Origin of the sequence: Streptomyces sp. NPDC050509 (assembly GCF_044457965.1) — a bacterium.
Classification (GTDB): domain Bacteria; phylum Actinomycetota; class Actinomycetes; order Streptomycetales; family Streptomycetaceae; genus Streptomyces.
In genome coordinates this window covers 157,342-179,631 of record NZ_JBITHL010000001.1, presented here as the reverse complement: position 1 = coordinate 179,631, position 22,290 = coordinate 157,342, and the positions used below count along the sequence as shown (strand labels likewise).

Below are 22,290 nucleotides of genomic sequence, written 5' to 3'. Positions count from 1 at the left end.
AACAACCGCTTCACGGCGCCGGGTCTGTGCGTCGAAGGCCGGGGAAGTCATCAACGCCGCTTGACAGAGATCGTCGCCCTCACGAGCGGCTGTGGCGGCGCGTCACCCAGGCCCACGCTTGCGATCCCCACACGCTCAGGGGTGCCCTCCAACATCGACACCCATACAGCACACGTGCCTAACGTCCCTGAACTACACACAACCAGCCTGTCTGCACTGAAGCTTGACAACCCTGGATAACACCGAGCCCCTGGGCGATGTCGTGGGTGTGCAGGAGCACCTCGGCGACACCCATCGCCGCGAAGCCTGGCGCGTCGCAAGGACCCCAGTGCCAGGCCCGCGCCTCCCGGCCGGCCGTGGCCAGTGCACTGCCGAGCAGCCCCGCGCAGGCGGTGACCACCTGGAGCACCTCGCGTGGGGAGCTGTCCGAGCGGACGGCGAGGTCGAAGGGCAGGTAGGCGTCCGTAGGGCGTGCGGCGATCTGCCCGGCGTAGGCCAGCAGGTCATGGGCGGTGTGGGCGGCCGTCGTCCAGCAACTCCAGTCCAGCGAACCTGCCGGTACCGACCAGTCCTCCGCGTCGTGCGGGCCGAGTACCCGCACCATCTCGGTCACCGCCTCGTTGACGTCTCGGTTGTCGATGTAGCGCATCCGGCGATGCTATGACTGCGGCCAGGAGGGTTCATCCGTCCACGGTCAGGCTGTCGCGCTCGCGAGGGGGCGTCCGCCCCAGCGGAGGTCCTTCTCGCTGCGGATGCGTGCGCGTTCACGGCGTTGGGCGGCCAGGACGTCGGGGTGGCGGGCGTTGGCGTTGCGCCAACGGAGGTATCGGTGCAGTTCACGGGTCTGGACGGTGTGGTTGGGGTGGTTGGAGTTGGCGAGGGTGAACTGCCGCAACGGTCCGAAGTGCGCCTCGATGGGGTTGGCCCATGGGGCGTTGGTCGGGGTGAAGCACAGCTCCACCTTGTTCTTCCGGGCCCATTGGCGGATCTTGGCGCCCTTGTGGGTGGAGAGGTTGTCCATGATCACGTAGATCGGGGCGCCGTCGGGGCGGGCGGCGCGGATCGACTTGAGCGCGGCCAGGCTGTTGGCGGTGCCCTTGCGGCGGCGGTTGACGCCCCAGAGGGTGTCGTCGCCGATGGAGTAGCAGCCGTGGAGGTAGGTCACGCCGTGGGTGCGGTGGTAGGTCGCCGGGACCCGGTCCGGCCGGCCCTGCTTGGCCCAGCAGGATCCGCCGGTCGGGCGTATGCCGAGCGGCCCGAACTCGTCGAACGCGAAAACGCGGTCAGGGAAGCGGTCCAGGACGTGCTCGATCCGGTCCAGTTTGGCGTCGCGGTCGGGGTCGGTGGGCTCCTTCCAGGTCTTGGTCCGCTGGAAGGTGACGCCGCGTCGGGCGAGTAGGCAGCGCAGGGCCTCGCGGCCGGTGCGGATCACCCGGTCGTGGACCTTGCGGAGGTAGGCGGCGAGCTTGCGGATGGACCAGCGGGTGAAGGGTTGGGCGAGCTCGGTCGGGCGGGTGGTAGCCGTCTGGACGACGAAGTTCTCGTCGTCCAGACTGAGTTGGCGGGGACGGCATCCCGCTCACTGAGGGTCCAGGCAGGCCAGGCCGATCTCGTTGAAGCGGTGAATGACGTCGCGGACCGTGTCCTCGTCGGCGGCCACCAGCTGGGCGATCACCGGGACGCCGTTCCCGCCGGCTGAGGCCAGCAGCATCATCGCCCGCCGGTAGCGCACCGGGCTGGTGCTGCCCCGATGCACGATCTGCTGCAGCCGCTGCCCCTCCTGATCAGTCGGTCTGCGGACCCTGACCGGCTCTGCCACCACACCTCCACACGCTGGCTGGGATGTCAGCCCCCATCCCATCGGCCCCAGCCTCAGCGCGGGCAGGAACCCGGTGAACCTATGCGGTCAGAGCACTAGCGGCCGGATGCCTGCCAGACCGTTTTCGTCTCCAGGAACGGGGTGATCCGGGCGAGGCCCGGCAGCGTCTCCCAGTCCGGGCGGGGGGCCGGGCGCAGTACGCGGGTCAGGGTGGCCGCCGCCGCCGTCTCCAGTTCTGTCGCGAGGTCGCCCGCACCGGCCAGGTCGATCGCGTTGACGTCGGCGTGTGCGGCGAGTGTGGGGGCCAGGTCCGCCGTGCGGCCGGTGAGGATGTTGACGACTCCGCCGGGAAGGTCGGAGGTGGCCAGTGCCTCGGCGAGGACGACGGCCGGCAGCGGGGCGCGTTCGCTCGCCACCACCACCGCGGTGTTGCCGGCGGCGATCACCGGGGCGAGGACCGCGACCAGGCCGAGCAGCGGCGCGTCCTGGGGGGCGAGGACGGCGACGACGCCGGTGGGTTCGGGGGCCGAGGTGTTGTCGTACGGGCCCGAGACCGGGTTCCCCGTGCCCAGGACCTGGGGGATCTTGTCGGTCCAGCCCGCGTAGTAGATCCAGCGGTCGATGGCGGCCGAGACGAGGTCCTCCGCCCGTGACCGCGCGACGCCCCGTGCGTCGGTGGTCGCCCGGACGAAGTGGTCGCGGCGGCCTTCCATCATCTCGGCGATCCGGTAAAGGATCTGGCCCCGGTTGTAGGCGGTACGGGCGGCCCACGGACCGAACGCCGCGCGGGCCGCGACCACTGCGTCCCTGGCGTCCTTGCGGGAGGCGAGCGCGGCGTGGGCCAGGTGGGCGCCGTCGGCTGAGGTCACGGGGATGCTCCTGCCCGACTCGGAACGCGGGAAGGCGCCTCCCACGTAGAGCTTGTACGTCTTGAGGACCGGCAGCCGTGCGGGTACGGGAGGGCGCGCGGGCGCCCGGTCGGGGGTGGTGGCCGGTTCAGCCATTGAGGTAAGCCTCCAGTCCGTGCCGTCCGCCTTCGCGCCCGTAACCGGACTCGCGGTAGCCGCCGAAGGGGCTGGCGGGATCGAATTTGTTGAAGGTGTTGGACCAGATCACCCCGGCGCGCAGCCGGTTCGCGGTCCACAGCATGCGGCTGCCCTTCTCCGTCCAGATACCGGCGGACAGCCCGTACGGGGTGTTGTTCGCCTTCGCGACGGCCTCCTCGGGCGTGCGGAACGTCAGTACGGAGAGCACCGGGCCGAAGATCTCCTCGCGTGCGATCCGGTGTGCCTGGGTGACGCCGGTGAAGACGGTTGGCGCGAACCAGTAGCCGCGTGGCGGCAGTTCGCAGGCCGGTGACCATTCCTCGCCGCCCTCGTCGCGCCCCGCCCGTGCGAGGTCCTGGATCCGGGCCAGTTGGGCGGCGGAGTTGATGGCGCCGATGTCGGTGTTCTTGTCCAGCGGATCGCCGAGCCGCAGCCGGGACACCCGCTCCTTGAGACGCTCGACGACCTCCTCGGCGACGGACTCCTGGACGAGGAGTCGCGAGCCGGCGCAGCACACGTGCCCCTGGTTGAAGAAGATCCCGGTGACGATGCCCTCCACCGCCTGGTCGAGTGCGGCGTCCGCGTAGACGATGTTGGCGCCCTTGCCGCCCAGTTCGAGGGTGACGCGCTTGGTGGTGCCCGCGACGGTACGGGCGATTTCCCGGCCGACGCCGGTGGAGCCGGTGAAGGCCACCTTGTCCACTCCCGGGTGGGCGACCAGGGCGCGTCCGGTGTCGCCCGCTCCGGTGACGATGTTGACGACGCCCGGCGGCAGTTCAGCCTCCCGGCAGATCTCCGCGAAGACCAGGGCGGTGAGCGGGGTGGTCTCGGCGGGCTTGAGGACCACCGTGTTCCCGGCGGCCAGGGCCGGGGCTATCTTCCAGGCCAGCATGAGCAGCGGGAAGTTCCACGGGATGACCTGCGCGGCCACGCCGAGCGGCCGGGGAGCGGGGGCACCGGGCAGGGCGAAGGGCAGTTTGTCGGCCCAGCCCGCGTAGTAGAAGAAGTGGGCGGCGGCCAGCGGGATGTCGACGTCCCGGGTCTCCTTGATGGGCTTGCCGTTGTCGAGGGATTCCAGGACGGCCAGTTCGCGCGCACGGTCCTGGATGATCCGGCTGATCCGGTAGAGGTATTTGCCCCGTTCCGAGGGGGTGGTGCGTGACCACACTCCGTCGAAGGCGCGCCGGGCTGCCGCGACCGCGCGGTCCAGGTCCGCCTCGGTGGCCGTGGTCACCTCGGCGAGCGCCTGTTCGTCGGCGGGGTTGACGGTGGTCAGGGTCTGTTCGCCGGGTTCGGTGAACTCGCCGTCGATGAAGAGCCCGTACGCGGATTTCAGCCGGACCGCCGCCCGTGACTCGGGCGCGGGCGCGTAGACGAGGCCGCCGGGGGCGGGGCCTGTGGTCTGTGACATGGGTGCCTGGTCCCTTTCAGTCCGCGGAGTAGTAGTCGGGACCGGGATAGGTGCCGGTCGTCAGCTTCGCCCGCTGCATCAGCAGGTCGTTGAGGAGGCTGGAGGCGCCGATACGGAACCAGCGCGGGTCGAGCCAGTCCGGCCCGGCAATCTCGTTGACCAGCACGAGGTTGCGCAGGGCGTCCTTGGTGGTACGGATGCCCCCGGCCGGCTTGACGCCGACCTGCCGCCCGGTCGCGGCGCGGAAATCCCGTACGGCCTGGAGCATGACCAGGGTGACGGCGGGCGTGGCGGCCGGGGCGATCTTGCCGGTGGAGGTCTTGATGAAGTCGGCTCCGGCGTGCATGGCGAGCCAGGAGGCGCGGCGCACATCGTCGTAGCCTGCCAGTTCGCCGGTTTCGAGGATCACCTTCAGATGGGCCGGCTCGCCGTCCGGGCGGGCGCAGACCTCCTTGACGGCGACGATCTCCTCGTACACCTTGCGGAAGTCGCCGGCCAGGAACGCGCCCCGGTCGATCACCATGTCGATCTCGGTGGCCCCGGCAGCGACCGCGGCCCGCGTGTCGAGGAGCCGGGCCTCCAGCGGGGCACGGCCCGCCGGGAAGGAGGTCGCCACCGACGCGACGCCGACGGAGGCGGACCGCAGGGCGTGCACGGCGACGGGCACGAGGTCGGGGTAGACGCAGACGGCGGCCACCGGCGGCACACTCCGGTCGGCGGGGTCGGGCAGCAGGGCCTTCGCGGCCAGGGCCTGTACCTTGCCGGGGGTGTCGGCGCCCTCCAGTGTGGTCAGGTCGACCATTCGGATGGCGAGGTCGATGGCGTGGGCCTTGGCGGTGGTCTTGACCGAGCGGGTCGCCAGGTCGGCCACCCGGGCGTGCACCCCGGCCTCGTCGACGCCGGGCAGACCGTTCAGGAAGGCGCGCAGCGCGGCGTTGCCGGTGGCGATCTGGGCCGGGGCCGGGAGCGCGGCGGTGTCGGTGTCAGGCACGGGAACCCCGCTTCTCGATGAGCATGTTGAGGATGAGCGCGATGACGAGGATCAGTCCGGTGACGACCATCTGGAAGAACGATCCGAGGCCCATCAGATTGCACAGGTTGCGCAGGACCGACAGCAGCAGGACGGCGACGAACGTGCCCATCACCCCGCCGCGCCCGCCGAAGAGGTTGGTGCCCCCGAGTACGACGGCGGCGATGGCGTCGAGTTCCAGGCCGCTGAACGCGGTGGGCTGGCCGATGGTGAGCCGTGAGGTGAGCAGCACCCCGGCCAGCGCGGAGAGCGCCCCGGAGATGGCGAACACCGCCGTGATCACACCGCGTACCGGCAGACCGGAGAGCCGGGCGGCCTCCTTGTTGCTGCCGACGGCGTAGATGTACTCGCCGAAGGTGGTGCCGCGCAGGAGCAGCCCGGCGGCGACGGCGACGGCCACGAAGATCAGGCCCACGATCGGTACGTATCCGATGAATCCGCCGCCCAGCAGCTGGAAGGTGTGCGGCAGGTCGCCGCCGGCGGGCTCGCCGTCGGTCAGCAGATAGGTCAGACCGCGGATGGCGGTCAGTCCGGCGAGCGTCGTCATGAACGCGGGCAGCGACAGATAGGCGGACAGCCCGCCCATGACGGCGCCGAACAGCGCGCCGGCGGCGAGGCTGACGCCGATCGCCAGCAGGAAGTTGATGTCCTTGTCGATGAGCAGCGCGACGGTCATCCCGCCGAAGGCGGCCACACTTCCCACCGACAGGTCGATCCCGGCGGTGAGGATGACCAGGGTCATACCGACGGCGACGATCCCGGTCAGCGCCGACTGCTGGAGCAGGTTGGACATGTTGCGGGTGGTCAGGAACTCCGGTGCCAGCAGCGTCGCGACGACGCACAGTGCCAGGAAGACCAGCACCAGGTTGAATTTGACGACGAGGTCGGCGCCGCGCCGGCGGGTGGCCCCCGGGCTCCGGTCGTCGGTGGCCGGTGTCGGCCCGGCCGCCGTGGTGGGTGTGCTCATGAGGGTGCTCCAGGAGGTGTCGCTCCGGTAGGTGTGGCGCCGGCCGGTTTCGTTCCGGTGGATGTCACATCGGTGGATGTCGCGTCGGCCGGCTTCGCGTCGGCCGGCTTCGCTCCGGTGATGACGGTGTGCGCGATGGTGGTCTCGTCGGTGGTACGGGGGTCGAAGCAGGCCACGTTGCGGCCCTCGTGCAGCACCCAGATCCGGTCGGCGTTGGCGGTCAGCTCGCCCAGTTCACTGCTGGCGAGGAGGACGGCCACGCCCTGGTCGGCGAGGTGGCGCACCTGGCGGTAGAGATCGGCCTTCGCCCCCACGTCGAGCCCGCGCGTCGGTTCGTCGAGCAGCAGGACCCGGATGGAGCCCTTGGTGATCCACTTGGCCAGGACGACCTTCTGCTGGTTGCCGCCGGACAGCTTGCCGACGGGCTGGTCCGCCGAGGAGAACCGGACCCCGAGGTCGGTGAGGACCGGTGCGGACAACCGGCGGCCGAGCTTGCGGGGGGCCAGCCAGGGCGGCCGGCCGAGCGCGGTGACAGCGGCGTTGCGGCCGACCGAAAGCCCCGGCATCAGCCCCTGTTCCTTACGGCTCTCCGGTACGAGGGCCAGTCCGGCCCGTACGGCGGCGGCCGGGCTGCGCAGCCGTACGGCCTCGCCGTCCAGGGTGACCGAGACGCTTGCCCCGGTGTCCCCGAACAGCGCCTTGAGGAGGGTGGTGCGGCCGGCGCCGCCGAGCCCGGCGAGACCCACGATCTCCCCGGCCCGCACCTCGATCCCGGCGACGTCGATCAGCCCGGGGCTGCGCACGGACCCGATCGCCAGCAGCGGCGGCCCCTGCGGCCGGGGCCGTTCGTTGGTTCCGGTCAGCTTCCCGGCCGTACCGATCATGTCGGTGACCAGTTCGTCGGCCGTGGTGGTGGCCAGATCCCGTACGGCGACCGACCGGCCGTCGCGCATCACCGTGGCCCGGTCACCGATCTCCATCACCTCGTCCAGCCGGTGCGAGATGTAGATGACGGAACGGCCCTGCGCGGTGAGCGAGCGGATCACCTCGAACACCTTGCGCAGGTCGCTCTCACCGAGGGTGGCCGACGGCTCGTCCATCACAATGACCCGTGCCTCGGCGGTGAGCGCCTTGGCTATGGCGGTCAACTGCTGTGCGGCGATGGGCAGATCGCGGACGAGGGTGTGTACGGAGAAGTCGCCGCCGACCCTGGCCACGGCGGTACGGGCCAGCTCGGCGCGTTCCTTGCGGCGTACGAAGGGGCCGTAGGCGGGCGCGTGGCCGAGCAGCAGGTTCTGGGCGACCGTCATATCGGGTATGAGGTCCAGCTCCTGGTAGATCACGGCGATACCCGCGGCCATCCCCGCCTGAGGGCTGGTCAGTTCGACCGGTTCGCCGTCGAGCAGGATCTCGCCCCCGTCCGGCCGGTAGGAGCCGGCGAGAATCTTCATCAGGGTGCTCTTGCCCGCGCCGTTCTCCCCGAGCAGACAGTGGGTCTCTCCGGCGCGCACGATCAGTTCGGCGCCGTCGTTGGCGAGGGTGCCGGGGAAACGCTTGACGATGCCGCGCATCGACAGCCGCGGTGTTCCGCCGCCGGTGCCTTGATGGCTCATGGCTCCTCCTTCCCGGGTCTCCGGGCTCCGCGTGCTCATCGCTCCTCGCGCGAGGGCGGGTTGAGCAGATGGGACGCGGTGTGATGGTCGGTGACGAGGGTGTTGCACAGCCCGCTGGAGACCACCGCGGCGCATACCGCGTGCTTGGCGGTGCCGGAGACGACGGCCACCGAGACGGCGCTGTGCCGCAGATGGTCCAGCGGGAGGCCGAGGGTGCGGTCGTCCAGCGCGCGGTCCACGATCGCGCCCCGCGCGTCGATGAACCGGCCCGCGACATCGCCGACGGCGCCGGCGCCGGCCAGCCCCGCCAGATCCTCCGCCGTCAGATAACCGGAGCCGACCAGTACGGAGTCGGCGCCTATGCCGCCGGGGCTGAACAGCACCGTGTCCGCCGAGGCGGCCTGGGCCAGGACGTCCGCGACGGCGCTGTCCTCCTCAAGGAGCCGGCGGGTGGCCTCCTGCTCCACGATGGACGGCACGGGCAGCACACTGAGCGTGCCCTGCGCGAGGTGTGCGATCCGCCCCGCCATGTCCTGCGCGGAGGTGGGGGTACGGGAGCGGCTGAGCCCGCCGTTGATCTGCACGACATGCACGCCGGTCGCCCACCCAGGGTGGAGCCGGGCGGCGAGCAGGTCCAGCGTACGGCCCCAGGAGACACCCAACTGCCGTGGTGCGGGCTGGAGCCGGGCGAGGTAGTCGGCTCCGGCCTCGGCGACCCGGGCGCGCAGCCGCTCCTCGTCGTCACCCCGGTCCGCGGCCACCACGACGGCGTCGCGCAGTCCGAAGACGTCGCGCAGCCGTTCCTCCAGGCCGCGCATCCGCGCCTTGGGGTGGACGACCTCGATCCGTACGATCCCGGCCTGCCGGGCGTCGGCCAGCAGCCGGCCGACCTTCCAGCGGGTGAAGTGCAGCTCCTCGCCGATCTGCTCCTGCGTCCTGTTCTGCTCGTAGTACAGGGAGGCGACCTGGTAGAGCAGGGCCTCGTCCTCGAAGTTGGTCATCCGGACCTCCTTGTCCGTGTGCCCGATCAGACCGGCTGCCGGTCCGGCGCGCTGAGCCGGTGGGCGATCGTCCGGGTGGCCTCGGTGGCGGCGAGGTAGTCCGCGTATCCGCGCTCCAGGGCGTCGCGGTGGGTGGGGTCGGGCTCCACGATCCGTACCCGCGGCGCGAACCCGGCGGCGGCCTCGGCCAGCGAGGCGGCCTGGCCGGAGCCCGCGGCAGCGGCGACCGCGCACGCGCGCAGCGTCAGATTGTCCTCCCCGACCAGCCGCAGCGGACGGCCCAGCACATCGGCGGTGGTCCGCAGCCAGAGCGGGTTGTGCCGGATGCCGCCGGAGACGAACACCTCGTCCACGGCGATCCCGCCGTCGACGAACGATTCGAGGACCTGCCGGGTGCCGTAGGCGACGCCCTCGACGGCGGCCCGGTAGACCTCCGCGGGGCTGCTGCCCAGGGTCAGCCCGAGGACGGCGCCCCGCAGCCGCGGATCGCGCAGCGGGGTGCGATTGCCCATGAAGTAGTCCAGGACCATCAGCCCGTGGGCGCACGGCGGCAGCGCCGACGCCTCCTCGATCAGCTCCGGCAACGCGGCCCGGTCCCGGCCGAGCAGCTGCTCACCGGCCCAGGTCAGCACGGACCCCGAGGTGACCTGACCGCCCTCCACCAGCCACCGCCCGGTGTTGAGGGCGTCCGGATAGGGGCCCCAGACGGTCGGCGGGAAGACGGGCTCGTCGATCTCGGTGACGAACGCGGTGGAGGTGCCGCAGACGACCGACACCCGGCCCGGACGCGCGCCGCCGACGGCGAGCAGCGAGAGATGGGCGTCGATGCCTCCGGCGCAGACCACGGCCCCGCCGGTGATACCGAGTTCGTCGCGGGCCGCCGCCTGCACGGAGGCGACCGGGTCGCCTACCGGCACGATCCGGCCGGGGAGCTTGTCCCGCAGACCGGGCACACCGAACTCGGCGTAGAGGTCGTCGGGCAGCCCGCCGCCGCGCGGGTCGTAGTTCCACTTGCACACGGCGTTCATCCGCGAGCCGGTCCACTCGCCGGTCAGCCGCCACACGAGATAGTCGACGGCTTCGGTGATGTGGCGGGCCGCGCGGTAGACGCCGGGCTCGTGGCGGGCGAGCCACATGGCCTTGGGCACCAGCCACTCGACCGCGTCGGAGCCGCCCGCGTACCGCAGCACCGGGTGGGCGGAGCGCCCCGTCAGCTCGGACTCGGCGCTGGCCCGGCTGTCCATCCAGAGCAGCGCGGGACGCAACGGCCGCCCGGCGCCGTCGAGTACGGCGACCGTCGAGGCGGTGGTGGCGACGGCGACACCGGCCACCGGGGGCGAGCCCGCCTCGGCGAGCGCGGCGCGGGTGGCGATGACCACGGCGCGCCACCAGTCCTCGGGGTTCTGCTCGGCCCGGCCCGGGTGCGGGAACGAGGTCGGGTAGCCGCTCTGGCTGCCCCCGAGCGCTTCGCCGCCGGCGCTGTAGACGGCGACGCGGGCGCTCTCGGTCCCCAGATCGATGGCGAGGAGCGCGGTCATGGACGGCCTCCGTTTCGCGGGGTGCTCACGGACGGTCTCCGTTCGGCGGGGTCCCGTTCGGCAGGAAGAGGACCTTGGAGCTGAAGACGGACCGCTCGCCGAGCTGGTGCAGGGTCGAGGACACGTCGTCCAGGCCCAGTTCGTGAGTGATCATGAACTTCCAGCGGAGGCTGCCGTCGCCCATCGCGCGGGCGGCGGTGCGCCACTCGTCGCCGGGGAAGGGCGCCGAGAAGGAGTTCCAGGCGCCGTGCAGGGTGACCTCCCGGCGCAGGAAGTTGCTGAACGTGGCCTTGGGCAGGACCACCGGGTCGTGCGGGATGCCGATGAAGACCGCCTGCCCGTGCCGGGCGGCGAGCCTGACCGCCTGGTCGGCGGTGGCCGGCACCCCGGCGGACTCGATGATCACGTCGTACCCGTGGCCCGCCAGCTCGGCGGCCCGCTCCGGAGTGGCGGCGGTGTGGGTGGCGCCCGCCTCCAGCGCCATGGCGGCCTTCTGCTCGCTCACGTCGATGGAGAGCACCTCGCTCGCTCCGGCCAGCCGCGCCCACTGGACGGCGAACAGGCCGATCGGGCCGGCGCCGACGACGGCGACCCGGTGGCCGGTGCGCAGCTTGGTGCGCCAGATGGCGTGCAGGGCGATCGCGGCCGGGTCGAGCATGGCGGCGGCGCGCGGGTCGAGGCCGGCGGGCAGGACCATCAGGTTGCCCTCGGGGACGGTGACGTACTCGGCGTACGCGCCGGCGCGCCGGCTGCCGAAGTAGTCGTAGTCCTCGCAGAGACTGAAATGCCCCTGGGAGCAGGGCGCGCAGCGGCGGCACGGGATCAGCGGCGGTACGGCGACGAGGTCGCCCTCCTTGACCGTGCCCGTCGCGGCGAGTTCCGCGCCGAGTGCCACCACATGGCCGGAGAATTCGTGGCCGCAGATCAGCGGGAGGTGGTAGGCGCCGCCCGGGCGCAGCATCCGGGGTATGTCCGAGCCGCAGACCCCGCAGGCCGCGACGCGCACGAGCGCTTCGCGGGGCGCGGGCTCCGGTACGGGAACCTCCTCGACGCGGATGTCGCCCGGGGCGTGCAGCAGGGCGGCTCGCATGGTCTGCGGCATGTTCGTATCGCTTTCTCGGACGGAGCCGGGCGCACGGTCGGATCCGGCCTGCGGCGTGGGGTGCGGTGTCATTCCTTGCCCGCGAGGGCGAAGGTGCTGGAGCCCGTGTACGTGCCGGCGTTGGCGCCGTTGATCAGCCCGGTCCCGGCGTCGACGGAGGCGGCGACCTTCTTGCCGGCCTGGACGTCCAGCGCGGTGCTCACGGCGGTGGCGCCCAGGGAGATCGGGTCGTTGAGCGCGGTGGCGAGGTAGGGACCGTCGGCCGCGATGGACTTCACGGCTTCCATCAGCCCGTCGACCCCGGCGACCCTGACGTCGGTGCGGTTGTTCTCCTTGAGCACCTGGAGCGCGCCGAGGGCCATGTCGTCGTTGTGCGCGTAGACGGCCTTGACGTCGGGGTTCGTCTGGAGGAGGTCCTGCATGGCGGTGACGGCCTTGGAGCGGATGTAGTCGCAGTAGGGGCCCGCCACGATCTTGATCTTCTTGTTGGCGGCCACGGCCTCGTGGAACCCGGCGCTGCGGTCGCGGGCCACCGCGCCGCCGGCGTCGCCCTTGATCTCGATGATCTTGCCGCCCGCCGCGCCGAGGGCCTTGCCCACCTCCGCGCCGACGAGCCGGCCCATCTCCGTGTTGTCCCGGCCGACGTGGGCGGCGGCGCCGGAGGGCACCGGGCGGTCGACGCTCACCACCGGAATGCCGGCGGCCTTGGCCGCGGCCAGCCCCGCCTTGACGCCCTTGGGGTCGACGGGGTTGATCAGCAGCACGTCGACACCGCGCGTGATCAGGTCCTGGATGTCGTTGTTCTGCTTCGTGACGTCGTCACCGGCGTCCGCGAAGTTCAGCTTGGCCCCGGCCTTCTTGGCCGCCTGCTCGGCGCCGGTGCGCAGCTGCACGTAGAAGGGCGACTGCTGGGTCGCCTGGCTGAAGCCGATGGACAGGGAGTCGGTGGACTTCTTGCCGCCGCTGTCCGAGCCACCAGGGGTGGTGGAAACGGAGCAGGCGGCCAGTGACGCAAGCGTGGATGTTGCGACAAAGATCCCGAAAATGCGCTTCATACGCATGTGGGCCTCCAGATGTGGTCCTGGCGAGGGACAGTAGGCCCGGAATTAACCTCCCGGCAACACATGCGGTTTTTTTTGCTCTCATGAGCACAAGCTGCGCTGACCAGGCGCGATCCACTGGACGCGCGGTGTGACCGGTGCGTGGGTGTGCGCGGGCGGCACGCCCACCAGGCGCCGCCCGCGCACAACGAAAGCGGACCCCGGCCGGTGACCGGACCCGCCGGAACCACTCGTGTACAGCCGGGCGAGGTGAACCGCCGACGGTCACCCCGCCGCGCCGCCGTGCCCCGCCAGAGACGTCACCGCGGTGACGTCACGCCTCGGGCAGCCTGCCGGCCGCGACAGTGCAGCCTGCGGCGTTCATGTGGCGCAACTGCGCGCCGACATCCTCGCCCGGCTTCCTCCTGATCTCTCCGGAGCCGGAATGTCCACGCCTTCGCGTTCGTCCACTCGAAGAACTCGTGCTGAACCATCCGTGCACTGCACGTACACCGGTGTCACAGGTCTGCCAGGGTGAGGAGCCGGCGCATGTGCGCGAGCGGCAGACGGGGGTTGCCGGCGGCGGTGGCCGTGACGAACTCCGACGGATCCGCGAGCAGCCGGATCAGATCCCGGATCGGAAGCAGGGGGTGCGTCGCGATCGCGCGGCGCACCGTGTGATCGGGATCGGCGGCCAGGCGGCGGACGAGTTCCACCGGCAGGCCGGGGTCGCGGGGAGCCAGTTGCCGCATTCTCGGATCCGGGTCGGTGGCCAGCCGCCGAAGGACCTCCACCGGGAGGGGGAAGTCGTCGGCCGGACGCCACCGGCTCCTTTTCTCCGGGCGGTAGCCGCGGTCGATGCGTTCGGCGGTGGCGGGGTCGATCCGGTGACGGGCGTGCAGGGCCATCGTCGTGCGGACGCTGCTCTCCGCGTCGTCGAGCAGCCGGGCCGACACCGTTTCCGGGAGACGGTCGGACATCGCGGCCGAGGTGCGGAAGCAGGTGTAGGGCGAGTCGGTGTACGGCAGGGGGTCGGCGGTCACCCAGGGCAGACGCAGTGTTCGAAGCTCCATTCGCGCCAGCTCGTTCATGAACTGACGCTCCAGCGCGTCCTCGTCCAGGAGATGGCTGTTGGCGGGCCGGTCCAGCGGGGGCGCGTCGGCCAGGATCCGGGCGTGGATCGCGGCACGGGTCGGCTCCGGGGTGTCCTGACGGGCGAAGACGCGGAGCCTGACCTGTGGGCTGGGGTCTTCGGCCAGCACCTCGCGAAGCCGCGGCGGCAGGGCGGGGTGGATCGCGAGTTCCTCGCGCACCTCCTCGTCCGGATCGTCGGCCAGACGAAGGGCCGTGCCGGCCTCCAGCGCGCAGTGGCGCACCGCTCCGGCCCGCGTGACCGGGTCGGCCAGCAGCACCGGGAGCAGGTCGGCGGGGAGGGCCGGGTGGGGGAGTCGTGGGTAGTAGGTCGCGCAGGCCGCCGCGCGCACCGAGTCCTCCCGGTCCGTCAGCAGGCGCCGGCGCACCGGTTGTGGGGCCTGTGTCCACCATGCGGCGAGGGCGGCCCGGATCTTCGGGTCCGGATCGGCCGCCAGCCGGGCGCGCAGATCCGGCGGTACGTCATCGCTCTGTGCCAGCTCTTTGCGAACTCGCGGGTCGGCATCCTTGGACAGCCGCTCGAACAGCTCGTACGGCGCGCGGCCGGCGCCGACGACCACGGCCGACCGTACCGCCGGGTCCGGGTGCTCGGCGAGCGTCATCCGAAAGGCGTGCGGGAGGCGGCGGTTGAGGGCGAGCGAGTGTGTGAGCCAGTGGTCGTCGACGGCGATGACCTCGGAGATCATGTCGTCGGTCAGGTCTGGGCGCTTGGAGACATGGCCGAGGCCCTTGCGGCGGGCGAAGAGGCGGCGGATGGCCTCCGGCGGCAGCGCGGGGTTCTCCGCGAGTCCCTCCAGCGCCTCGTCGAGGTGGACCGGCAGAGGTGCGTCGTCCGACACGTCGAGTGGCCCTTCTGGCTCCGGGGCTGACCGTCGAGTCTCGCATGCACGGTCCTCACGGCGCACCTCCCTGCCCACACCGTCGATTCCCGCCCGCCGTAGCGGTGTTGGCGAGAGCGAAGGCTCCCTCCGGCGGCCGGCGGCGGCCACTCGGACCGTCGGCTCGCATCGCCGTGGAGGCGAGGACGGGGGCGAGTTGACATTCCGGTCGATCGCGCGGGTACTCCCTCGCATGTATGAGGTCTCGCTGCTCACCGCGACGTCCGCGTGTCCAGCAAACGGTGTTGACCTTCCGGTCCACCTCGCGCCACGCCCCCGGGTGGGTCGGCACGGCCATGGAACGGTGCTCGGTCCGCGGCGCTGAACCACGCGCACCGCCACACCCCGTCCGACGAGGCCGCCACCGTCCCGCCCACCCTCCGGCGTCTCGAGTCCCGCACCGAGCCGTGCCCGCACCGCCGCGGCGCCGGCCGAGCACGGATCGCAGCCAAGATGAGCCCGGAATCCTCTGATACATCCCCAACACCGTGGAACCGGACCACTGCGACGACAGCACCACCCGGCTTTGCTGCCGCAGCGGCCATCAAGCACCTGGAGTTCGTCTGGAACGGGACCTGTCCGCGGACGACCCGGACCGGTTCCCTCCCCGACATCGACCCCGACCTCGGCGAGCACACCGTTCCCCGCAGGCGGTCATCTGCACGATCGACTTCGCCGACGGCATCGACGCGGCGGCCGTCGCGAAGGTGCTGCGCGCGAACGGGATCGTCAACCCCGAGCCGTACCGCAAGCTGGGCCGCAACCAGCTGCGGATCGCGATGTTCCCGGCGATCGACCCGGCGGACGTCCGCGCTCTGACGGCCTGCACCGACTACATGATCGAGAAGCTCTGGCCTCTGGGCATACGAAGGGGCCGGCACCGGAACACATTCGGCGCCGGGCCCTTCGTCGTCACCCGGGCAGGACCTGTCTGCGGAAGTCGCTCGGCGGCATCCCGTACGCGCGGCGGAAGGCCCTGCTGTAGTCCGCCTGGTGACGGAATCCCCACCGCTCGGCGATCTCGCCGATCCGGCGGTGACCGAGGCCCGGGTTCGCGAGGTCGGCGCGGCTGCGTTCGAGGCGGAGCCGGCGGATCGTGGCGCCCACCGTCTCCGGCTCGTCGCGGAACAGCAGGTGGAGCAGCCGAACGGAGATGTGGTAGTGCGCCGCGACGGTGACGGGGCCGAGGCCGGGATCGGCGAGGTTGGCCTCGATGAACGCGTGGACCCGCGCGAGGAGGACCTGGTGCCGGGTCTCGTGGGCCGTCGGGATCGGGCTGTCGGACCGGGTCGCGAGGAACGTCGCGGAGAGCGCGAGCGCGACGGCGCCCAGCCGGCGCAGCTCCTCCGGCTCGCACCGGCCGGCCTCGGCGTGCAGTCCGGTGAGGTACGAGGCGAGCAGCGCTCCCGACCCGGTGCGGGCGGGAAGGGTGGTGCCCAGCAGCTGGTCGACGCGGTCCTGGGGCAGCGGCAGGGTGGCCCTGGGGAGGCGCAGCATACTGACGTGCGAAAGCCGGCCGTCGTCCCGGAACTCGCAGCTCAGCGGGTGGGAGGTGTCGAAGAGCGCCATGTCGCCCGCGGTGAGCAGGGTGTTGTTGCGGCGCTGCTCGATGCCGATCGGGCCGCCGTGGACGAGGAAGAGGAAATACTGCTCGGGGTCCGCGCGCCGGATGTGGGCGGCGGCCCGCCGGGCGGTCATCGGCGAGAAGGCGAAGTCGGAGATTTCGGTGTCGGTCAGCCGGATCGCCGTGGCGGTGCCGCGGAAGTGTTCGGCGTACGGGCTGGCGATGGCCACGGGCATGACGGCGTCGCCGACCATCCGGGACCACCACTCGAAGCCGTCGTGTGCGCCGACGCTCGTGGTGGAGACCGTAGTGATCCCGTTCACGCTCCCCCCTCCGTGATGTGGACACGTCCATTGTTGGGGCTGGTCGGGCCGCGGACATAGGGCGAAGTCGGTCAACCGGCGCAGTCGTGCACTCGGTGCGAAAGGAACGTGCGCACGACGCCAACGACGGGAGGGGCCCGCGCACCCCACAGTGATGATCCGACGCACGACCACGGACGAAGCAGAGGTGACCCGATGATGAAGCCGAAGCAGGGATCCTTACCGACCGGCGGGTGGGCGAAGGCCCTCGCCGCCCTTGTGATGGCCCTCCTGGCCCTCGTGGCCACCCCCGCCTCCGCCGGAGCGGCCGACGCCGCGCGGGGCGCCCGCACCGACTTCACGGCCCAGGCCAGAAGCGCGGGGCTGAACGGCACCGAGGCGAAGGGCCTCCAGGCCCGGGTCGACGGCTACCTGGCGAAGATGCCCGGGACGCAGGCCGACGCCAACAAGATCGTCCTGGCGGGCGGCGGTGAGCTGCTGCTCACGCTCCCCGGCGAGCGGAACGCCCGCGACCTCACCGCCCCGGACGCGGGGCTCGGCGCGGCCGCCGGCTGCCCGTACACCTATGTGTGCGCCTACCAGTACGAGAACTTCGAGGGTGACGAACTGCGCCTGTACACCTGCAACTACCTCAACTACATCCCCTGGAACGGGACCGGCTCCTGGATCAACAACCAGCGCTCCACCCTGTACGCCAAGTTCTACGACTCGAACGGCAACCTCGGCTGGACCTCGCCGGGCGGCTACAGCGAGGACCGCCACGCCCCCTGGGGCTGGGTGTGGTGGCTGAGCCCCTGCTGACGGCGGAGGCGTAAAGCGACGCGGCGCGCCCGAGGGGCGCGCCGCGTCCGGCCGTCGGGCGCACGGTCCACCCCATCGGTGTATTGACCGGAGCGTTGTTGACGCGGCTGATGGGCGGGTGTCCGCCCAGTACGGTGTGGCAGCGGTGGTGGTTGTAGGTGTGGAGGAAGTCTGCCAGGGCTTCGGTCCGCTCGCTGTTCAAGAGAGCCGCTCCGCGCCACCACGAGCAGTTGGCGGTCGCCGCGACCGGGGCCGACTCGGTCCTCACCTCCTCGTCCGAGCCACCGAACGCCGCCGAGACAAAGCCGCCGAGAAGCAACGTCGGTGCGCCGATGACGAGCAGCGTGGTGACCAGAAGGCACACGCAGCGAGGACTTTCGTCAGCCCCAAGAGGACTGCCCCGGTCAGCGCGGCCAGGGCGAGCCATCCCAGCAACAGGACGTACTCACGGATCCCGATCAGCAGGACCAGCGCACCCTCGTCTCCCGACTCAAGTCCGGCCACGGCCACAGCGCCGAGGGCGACTGCCATCGTCAGCAGCAGGAAGGCCGACGGCCTGCGATACCGCGTGCAGTTCATGATCCCCCGAACGATGTGGATCACGCAGCATAGGAGTTCGTGCCTGGTCAGCCTTGTCCGGGATGGTGCAGCGGATTCCGCGACGGCTCAGGTAGGCACGGTTCCTGCGGGAGGAGTACGCCTTGTCGGCCCGCACGCGGTTGGGGCGGAGGCGTGGCCGGCCCGGTCCGAGGCGGGGCACGCGGACCTTTGCCAGCACGGGTTCGAACTGCGGTGAATCGCCGCGCTGCCCTGCCGTGATCACGATCGGCTTATGTCCTTGGGGGCGAGAAGGTCTTCACGCGTTGGAGGCGGCTCCCTCACTGATGACGGGCGGATCGCGGTGCAGCCAATCCAGGAACGGCTTCGGAGCGAGGTCGCCGACCCGCTTCCGGTACGCATCGAGATCGTCCTCGGTCAGAAAGCCCCGGCTGTCACCCGATCGCCCGCCGCGGAAGAATTTCGCCGGATCCCTGAGTATTTCGGTGTCGGGTGCCAGTCGCTCCGCGCGACTCTTCATCTCGTCGAACGTCGCGGCTTTTACCAGATCGGGCCAGACCGACTCGTTCACCGTGATGCCCAGCCACTCGGCCAGGGCCGCCATCTGGCCGGCGAGGTCGGCGCACAAGTCGACGTAATGCAGGACCTTCACGTTCGGCTGCGTCTGCCGGTTCCACGCGTCATAGAGGTGATGGACAGTCTGGTGCAGGCTCTCGGGAACCGCTATTCCCTGGTCGTCGGTCGGCTGGGGCAGACACCAGTGCTGCAGCCATTCGCGCATCGACGGGAGTGCCGGGGGAGCCTGTCGGGACTGTGCCTCTGGGCCGTCCTGGGCAGCGAACACTCGCTCGACGTCGATATTGGCGGTTTGATGGTAGACGGACAAGGCCCGGTCGAGGGGATGCCTGGCGACCACGATATAGCTGACACGCGGGTCGAGCGGCAGGCCGTCGAGCGGGGTGTGCGTCTTGATGACACGGCGGTGCTTCTGCGCTGAGAGACGCGCGTACACCTCCTCCTGCGAACGCAGTCGGTCCAACCACGTGGGCTGGTCCAGCCACGGTGACAGGACTTCCAGAGGCTGCGGGAGGTCGGGCGTCTGGAAGATGAGCAATGCGCACATCATCTGTACCCACGTCGTACCCGATTTCGGTGGGGTGCTGACGACGATGTCGCCGTCGCGCAAAGGAAACTCGTCCCAGCGGACGCTGTTGTGCTCCGGCGACAGGTATCGGCGCTGTGCTTCTGCCATGGTTATCCCCCGACCACGCTGAGGACGCCACTCAGCGCTGATTCGGGGTGAGGGGCCGGAATGTGAGCGGTGTTCCGCTGTGCAAATCGGTCGACGAGCGGCCGGAGCATGGTGCGAAGAACGGATTTCGGGACCGGTGCGGGATTATGCTCCATCGGGACAGCGCCTTGGACGTGCATGGCAGCACTCCTTGTAGATGCGTACAGAAGTGGCGTACAGAAGTGACGGATACGGTTCCAACCTTTCGTTGTCGTGGTGGAGAAACATCCGCGATTACCGCAGTTACGCCCGACCGGGCTGAGTATGAGGAGGCCACGCGAAGAGGCGGACGCACGTCGCCCCGCAGCTCGGCGATCATGTACCGGGTCTCTTTCAAAGCCGGATCATGCCCCGGCCGCAGTCCGGGCCTCGGTCGTCCGCGATGCGTTGAGGCACTCGCAGCGAAGTGGTGTACGCGAGGCGGGATGACGTGTCGATGGCGGCATGGGCCGGGTACGGAGGTCCCGGTGGCGGACAGACGCAAAGCCCCTTGCGGGACAGGTCTCTCTCACAAGACGGTCCGGAACCAGAGGCTTCACATCGGTCGCCTGAGGGCGTAGCCATCCCGCTCGGGGGTGGGTGGCGAGGCCGCTGTCAGGGGGCATCACGCGGGGGCGCGGTCGCTTTTCTGCGACCTTCAGAAAGGGACCCGAGGAGGGGCTCCCCTACGGGCGGTCGTCGACCGTGACGCGCACGGCCTGTCTGCGCACTTCGTCCACGCATTCCATCAGAGAGATCGCGTCTCGCCGCCGGTCGGCCTCCGCGCTTGCGTCGCCCGCTTCGCCCCCGCGCACCGCAGCCGCGAAGTCCTCCAGACAGAGCCGCAGTTGATCCGACGCCGGTAGCCTGAACCGCTCCTCGCAGTCCCGTTCCTCCAGCACCAGAACCGGCTGGTGAGCCGCGGGCGGGGTGAACGCGCGCGGCACCGACAGCCGACCCCGGTCTCCCCACAGCGTGTACGACGACACGTACGCGTGCTCGAAGCCGAACGTCACCTGGGCCAGTACTCCGGAAGGCGAGACCAGCAACGCCTGCCCCGACAGATCGAGCCCGTCCGAGGCACGGGTGCGCAGCGTCGCCCCCGCCACCCGCTGCCCGGGCCCCAGGAGCAGCGCCGCGGCGCGCAACGGATAGACGCCCACGTCGAGCAGTGCCCCGCCCCCGAGGCCGGGTGCGTACCGGATGTCGTCAGCGGGCAGCGGCGGAATGCAGAAGGACGCCTGGAACGTGCTCGGTGTGCCGATCCGTCCGCGCCGCACCAGGCCGGCGGCGAACGCGTGCTGCGGATGGTGCGGGAACATGACGTTCTCCCGCAGCACGAGACCGCGCTCCCGCGCGAGGGAGCACAACCGGCGTGCCTCGTCGGCGTTCACCCCGAGCGGCTTCTCGACCAGGACGTGCTTGCCCGCGCGGAGCGCGCGGTCCGCCCATAGGTGGTGCAGCGCCGTCGGCGTGGAGATGTACACCGCCTCCACGTCGGGGCGATCGAGCAGCACCGCGTAGTCCGTCTCCGCAGCACAACTGAACTGCTGGGCGAAACGGCCGGCCTTGTCCGCGGACCTGCCGGCGACCGCAACGAGATCGAGCTCCGGCATGCTCACCGCGGTTGGTAGCACGCGCCTGAGGGCGATGGACGACGTGGCGAGCGCCCCCAGCCGCAACGGCCGGACCCCGGCCGGGTTCACCACGCCCGCAGCGCCGCCACCAGGGTCCTGGCCTGCACGTTCACGTGATGGTTGTAGCGGAGCAGCTCGTCCAGCTGGCATGGTGTCACCCAACGGAAATCGTCCGACAAGGCGGGGAAGTCGCTCTCCACCTCGATGATCAGGTAACGGCTCTGGGCGTGCCAGAACCGGCCGCCTTCCTCCGACAGAACCACGTCGTAGCAGGCGCCGCCGGCGCGGGCGAGTGCCTCGGCGAGATAGGGCGGCTGGTCGGCCGCGGGCAGATGGGCGTAGTTCTCGGGCACGCACTGCACCGTGGGGCCCAGCTCGACCACGTTGAGGAAGCCCGGCTCCGCCCGCGCCCGCAGCAGCGCGTGCGGTACGCCGTCGACACGGCGGACGAACAGGGCCACGACGCCGGTGCCGTGTGGTTCGAGCAGCGGCTGTGACCAGGCGGACACTTCACGCCGGTGCGAGGAGACGTCGACCGCCACCACCTTGAAGTACAGCGCCCGCTCGTGGGCCACCTCGTCCGCGGTGCGGTGCCAGCCCACGGTCTGGGAGAGGCCGGTCGGTACCACCTCGACCTCGTGCTCGGCCCGTCGCCGCGTGATCCAGCTACGGATCTCCTGATCCGCGTGGAGCGCCCGCCGTGTGTCGTCCTGCCGCCAGTCCGGAAGGCAGGACAGGACGGTCCGCGCGTCCATGTTGACCAGGTTGTCCTGCCGCAGCAGCGTGTTGACCTGTCCCAGCGTCAGCCAGGCGAAGTCCTCACCTGCCTCGGCCTCGGGGCCGACCTCCACGATCATGTTGCGGTTGCGCTTGTGCAGGAACCACGAGCCCTGTTCCGACTGGAGGACGTCCGCGACGACGGCACCGGGTTCCGAGTGGCGGAAGAGCTTCAGATAAGGGACGGCGGAACCACCGTGCACCCGGAGGTAGTTGCTCTTGGTCGCCTGTACTGTCGGCGAGAGCTGCACGCCGTTGACGTTCCCCGGCTCGGTCTTCGCCTGCATCAGCAGATGCGGCACACCGCCGAAGTCCCGCAGTGCGATGCCGAGGATGCCGATCTCCGGCTGCCGGATGATCGGCTGCGACCAGGCGGACACCGGACCGAAGTCCGACCGCACTCCGAGCCCGTGCACCGAGAAGAACCGTCCGCTCACATGCCGCAGATCGCCCGTCCGTTCGTCGAAGCCCCAGCCGCGCAACGCGGCGAACGGCACCCGCTCCACTCGCTGTGCGTGTTCGCGACGCCGGCTGTCGAGCCAGGCCCGTACCTCGAGGTTGCTCATCACCCCGCCGTCGACCGCGGCAGCGGAGGCGGCGAGTCTCGATGCACTGACGGGCGCCGCGACGCGGCATGGCAACATCAGTCCTGTCGCGGTCATCAGCTCCGCCTCTGCTCGTTCCGGGAAATACGGTCGCCGGGAGCGCTGCGATCCGCGGGCCCGCGCGGTGCACGGGGTCGGCGATGCGCCGCCACCCGGCG

Annotated in this window: 16 protein-coding genes and 4 pseudogenes; 2 read left to right on the top strand and 18 right to left on the bottom strand. The window is 70.8% G+C overall.

Features of this window, described 5'->3' with window-relative positions:
* Positions 1 to 178: 178 nt before the first annotated feature.
* The 12 genes and pseudogenes from ACIBJC_RS00605 to ACIBJC_RS00550 all read right to left on the bottom strand — a co-directional run bounded on the left by ACIBJC_RS00605 (position 179) and on the right by ACIBJC_RS00550 (position 14,558).
* Positions 179 to 649, bottom strand: a complete 471-nt coding sequence (locus ACIBJC_RS00605; protein ID WP_399285821.1) for a maleylpyruvate isomerase N-terminal domain-containing protein — start codon at positions 647 to 649, stop codon at positions 179 to 181.
* A gap of 45 nt (positions 650 to 694) precedes the next feature.
* A pseudogene (locus ACIBJC_RS00600) lies at positions 695 to 1,819 on the bottom strand (IS630 family transposase).
* Positions 1,820 to 1,914: 95 nt separating this feature from the next.
* Positions 1,915 to 2,823: an aldehyde dehydrogenase family protein gene (locus tag ACIBJC_RS00595; protein WP_399285819.1), complete on the bottom strand. Its 909-nt coding sequence runs from the start codon at positions 2,821 to 2,823 to the stop codon at positions 1,915 to 1,917.
* On the bottom strand, positions 2,816 to 4,276 hold the full coding sequence (locus tag ACIBJC_RS00590) for an aldehyde dehydrogenase family protein (RefSeq protein WP_399285817.1): 1,461 nt from the start codon (positions 4,274 to 4,276) through the stop codon (positions 2,816 to 2,818). Before ACIBJC_RS00590 ends, ACIBJC_RS00595 begins: the two co-directional genes overlap by 8 nt.
* Positions 4,277 to 4,292: 16 nt before the next feature.
* The gene (deoC, locus tag ACIBJC_RS00585) at positions 4,293 to 5,225 is read right to left on the bottom strand and encodes a deoxyribose-phosphate aldolase (RefSeq protein WP_399288014.1); all 933 of its coding nucleotides are present in this window, start codon (positions 5,223 to 5,225) and stop codon (positions 4,293 to 4,295) included.
* A gap of 34 nt (positions 5,226 to 5,259) precedes the next feature.
* Positions 5,260 to 6,273: an ABC transporter permease gene (locus tag ACIBJC_RS00580; RefSeq protein ID WP_399285815.1), complete on the bottom strand. Its 1,014-nt coding sequence runs from the start codon at positions 6,271 to 6,273 to the stop codon at positions 5,260 to 5,262.
* Positions 6,270 to 7,886, bottom strand: a complete 1,617-nt coding sequence (locus ACIBJC_RS00575) for a sugar ABC transporter ATP-binding protein (RefSeq protein WP_399285813.1) — start codon at positions 7,884 to 7,886, stop codon at positions 6,270 to 6,272. Before ACIBJC_RS00575 ends, ACIBJC_RS00580 begins: the two co-directional genes overlap by 4 nt.
* Before the next feature lie 35 nt (positions 7,887 to 7,921).
* Positions 7,922 to 8,887 (bottom strand): sugar-binding transcriptional regulator, encoded by a 966-nt coding sequence (locus tag ACIBJC_RS00570; protein WP_399285811.1) that lies wholly within the window; start codon positions 8,885 to 8,887, stop codon positions 7,922 to 7,924.
* Positions 8,888 to 8,913: 26 nt separating this feature from the next.
* Positions 8,914 to 10,425: a ribulokinase gene (locus ACIBJC_RS00565; RefSeq protein ID WP_399285809.1), complete on the bottom strand. Its 1,512-nt coding sequence runs from the start codon at positions 10,423 to 10,425 to the stop codon at positions 8,914 to 8,916.
* Between the two features lie 25 nt (positions 10,426 to 10,450).
* Positions 10,451 to 11,527 (bottom strand): galactitol-1-phosphate 5-dehydrogenase, encoded by a 1,077-nt coding sequence (locus tag ACIBJC_RS00560; RefSeq protein ID WP_399285807.1) that lies wholly within the window; start codon positions 11,525 to 11,527, stop codon positions 10,451 to 10,453.
* Positions 11,528 to 11,595: 68 nt separating this feature from the next.
* Positions 11,596 to 12,588 carry a substrate-binding domain-containing protein gene (locus ACIBJC_RS00555; RefSeq protein ID WP_399285805.1) on the bottom strand — a complete coding sequence of 331 codons (993 nt, stop codon included), beginning with the start codon at positions 12,586 to 12,588 and terminating at the stop codon, positions 11,596 to 11,598.
* A 497-nt stretch (positions 12,589 to 13,085) separates the two neighbouring features.
* A complete protein-coding gene (locus ACIBJC_RS00550; protein ID WP_399285803.1) occupies positions 13,086 to 14,558 on the bottom strand; it encodes a hypothetical protein in 1,473 nt (490 codons plus the stop codon).
* 692 nt (positions 14,559 to 15,250) lie between these two features.
* Between ACIBJC_RS00550 and ACIBJC_RS00545 the strand changes: the two are divergent.
* Positions 15,251 to 15,448: pseudogene (locus ACIBJC_RS00545) on the top strand (phosphoserine transaminase); the annotation flags it as partial.
* Between the two features lie 61 nt (positions 15,449 to 15,509).
* Here ACIBJC_RS00545 and ACIBJC_RS00540 read toward each other — a convergent pair.
* Positions 15,510 to 16,484 (bottom strand): helix-turn-helix domain-containing protein, encoded by a 975-nt coding sequence (locus ACIBJC_RS00540; protein WP_399285801.1) that lies wholly within the window; start codon positions 16,482 to 16,484, stop codon positions 15,510 to 15,512.
* Between the two features lie 195 nt (positions 16,485 to 16,679).
* Here ACIBJC_RS00540 and ACIBJC_RS00535 point away from each other — a divergent pair, with 195 nt between their 5' ends.
* The gene (locus tag ACIBJC_RS00535; RefSeq protein WP_399285799.1) at positions 16,680 to 17,285 is read left to right on the top strand and encodes a hypothetical protein; all 606 of its coding nucleotides are present in this window, start codon (positions 16,680 to 16,682) and stop codon (positions 17,283 to 17,285) included.
* 94 nt (positions 17,286 to 17,379) lie between these two features.
* Here the strand turns inward: ACIBJC_RS00535 and ACIBJC_RS00530 are convergent.
* From ACIBJC_RS00530 to ACIBJC_RS00510, 5 genes and pseudogenes are all read right to left on the bottom strand, one after another.
* Positions 17,380 to 17,484: pseudogene (locus ACIBJC_RS00530) on the bottom strand (IS481 family transposase); the annotation flags it as partial.
* A gap of 420 nt (positions 17,485 to 17,904) precedes the next feature.
* A pseudogene (locus ACIBJC_RS00525) lies at positions 17,905 to 18,111 on the bottom strand (IS5/IS1182 family transposase); the annotation flags it as partial.
* A 30-nt stretch (positions 18,112 to 18,141) separates the two neighbouring features.
* Complete coding sequence (locus ACIBJC_RS00520; protein ID WP_399285797.1) at positions 18,142 to 19,095, bottom strand: sulfotransferase domain-containing protein; 954 nt, start codon at positions 19,093 to 19,095, stop codon at positions 18,142 to 18,144.
* A gap of 704 nt (positions 19,096 to 19,799) precedes the next feature.
* Positions 19,800 to 20,729, bottom strand: coding sequence for a Gfo/Idh/MocA family protein (locus ACIBJC_RS00515; RefSeq protein WP_399285795.1), 930 nt, complete (start codon positions 20,727 to 20,729; stop codon positions 19,800 to 19,802).
* An 86-nt stretch (positions 20,730 to 20,815) separates the two neighbouring features.
* On the bottom strand, positions 20,816 to 22,093 hold the full coding sequence (locus ACIBJC_RS00510) for an NDP-hexose 2,3-dehydratase family protein (protein ID WP_399285793.1): 1,278 nt from the start codon (positions 22,091 to 22,093) through the stop codon (positions 20,816 to 20,818).
* Between the last annotated feature and the right edge of the window lie 197 nt (positions 22,094 to 22,290).

Bases quoted from the DNA above. Each gene is read 5' to 3' on its own strand.
- ACIBJC_RS00605 (WP_399285821.1), bottom strand. From the start codon at position 649: ATGCGCTACATCGACAACCGAGACGTCAACGAGGCGGTGACCGAGATG.
- ACIBJC_RS00595 (WP_399285819.1), bottom strand. From the start codon at position 2,823: ATGGCTGAACCGGCCACCACCCCCGACCGGGCGCCCGCGCGCCCTCCC.
- ACIBJC_RS00590 (WP_399285817.1), bottom strand. From the start codon at position 4,276: ATGTCACAGACCACAGGCCCCGCCCCCGGCGGCCTCGTCTACGCGCCC.
- ACIBJC_RS00580 (WP_399285815.1), bottom strand. From the start codon at position 6,273: ATGAGCACACCCACCACGGCGGCCGGGCCGACACCGGCCACCGACGAC.
- ACIBJC_RS00575 (WP_399285813.1), bottom strand. From the start codon at position 7,886: ATGAGCCATCAAGGCACCGGCGGCGGAACACCGCGGCTGTCGATGCGC.
- ACIBJC_RS00570 (WP_399285811.1), bottom strand. From the start codon at position 8,887: ATGACCAACTTCGAGGACGAGGCCCTGCTCTACCAGGTCGCCTCCCTG.
- ACIBJC_RS00565 (WP_399285809.1), bottom strand. From the start codon at position 10,425: ATGACCGCGCTCCTCGCCATCGATCTGGGGACCGAGAGCGCCCGCGTC.
- ACIBJC_RS00560 (WP_399285807.1), bottom strand. From the start codon at position 11,527: ATGCCGCAGACCATGCGAGCCGCCCTGCTGCACGCCCCGGGCGACATC.
- ACIBJC_RS00555 (WP_399285805.1), bottom strand. From the start codon at position 12,588: ATGCGTATGAAGCGCATTTTCGGGATCTTTGTCGCAACATCCACGCTT.
- ACIBJC_RS00535 (WP_399285799.1), top strand. From the start codon at position 16,680: ATGATGAAGCCGAAGCAGGGATCCTTACCGACCGGCGGGTGGGCGAAG.
- ACIBJC_RS00520 (WP_399285797.1), bottom strand. From the start codon at position 19,095: ATGGCAGAAGCACAGCGCCGATACCTGTCGCCGGAGCACAACAGCGTC.
- ACIBJC_RS00515 (WP_399285795.1), bottom strand. From the start codon at position 20,729: ATGCCGGAGCTCGATCTCGTTGCGGTCGCCGGCAGGTCCGCGGACAAG.
- ACIBJC_RS00510 (WP_399285793.1), bottom strand. From the start codon at position 22,093: ATGAGCAACCTCGAGGTACGGGCCTGGCTCGACAGCCGGCGTCGCGAA.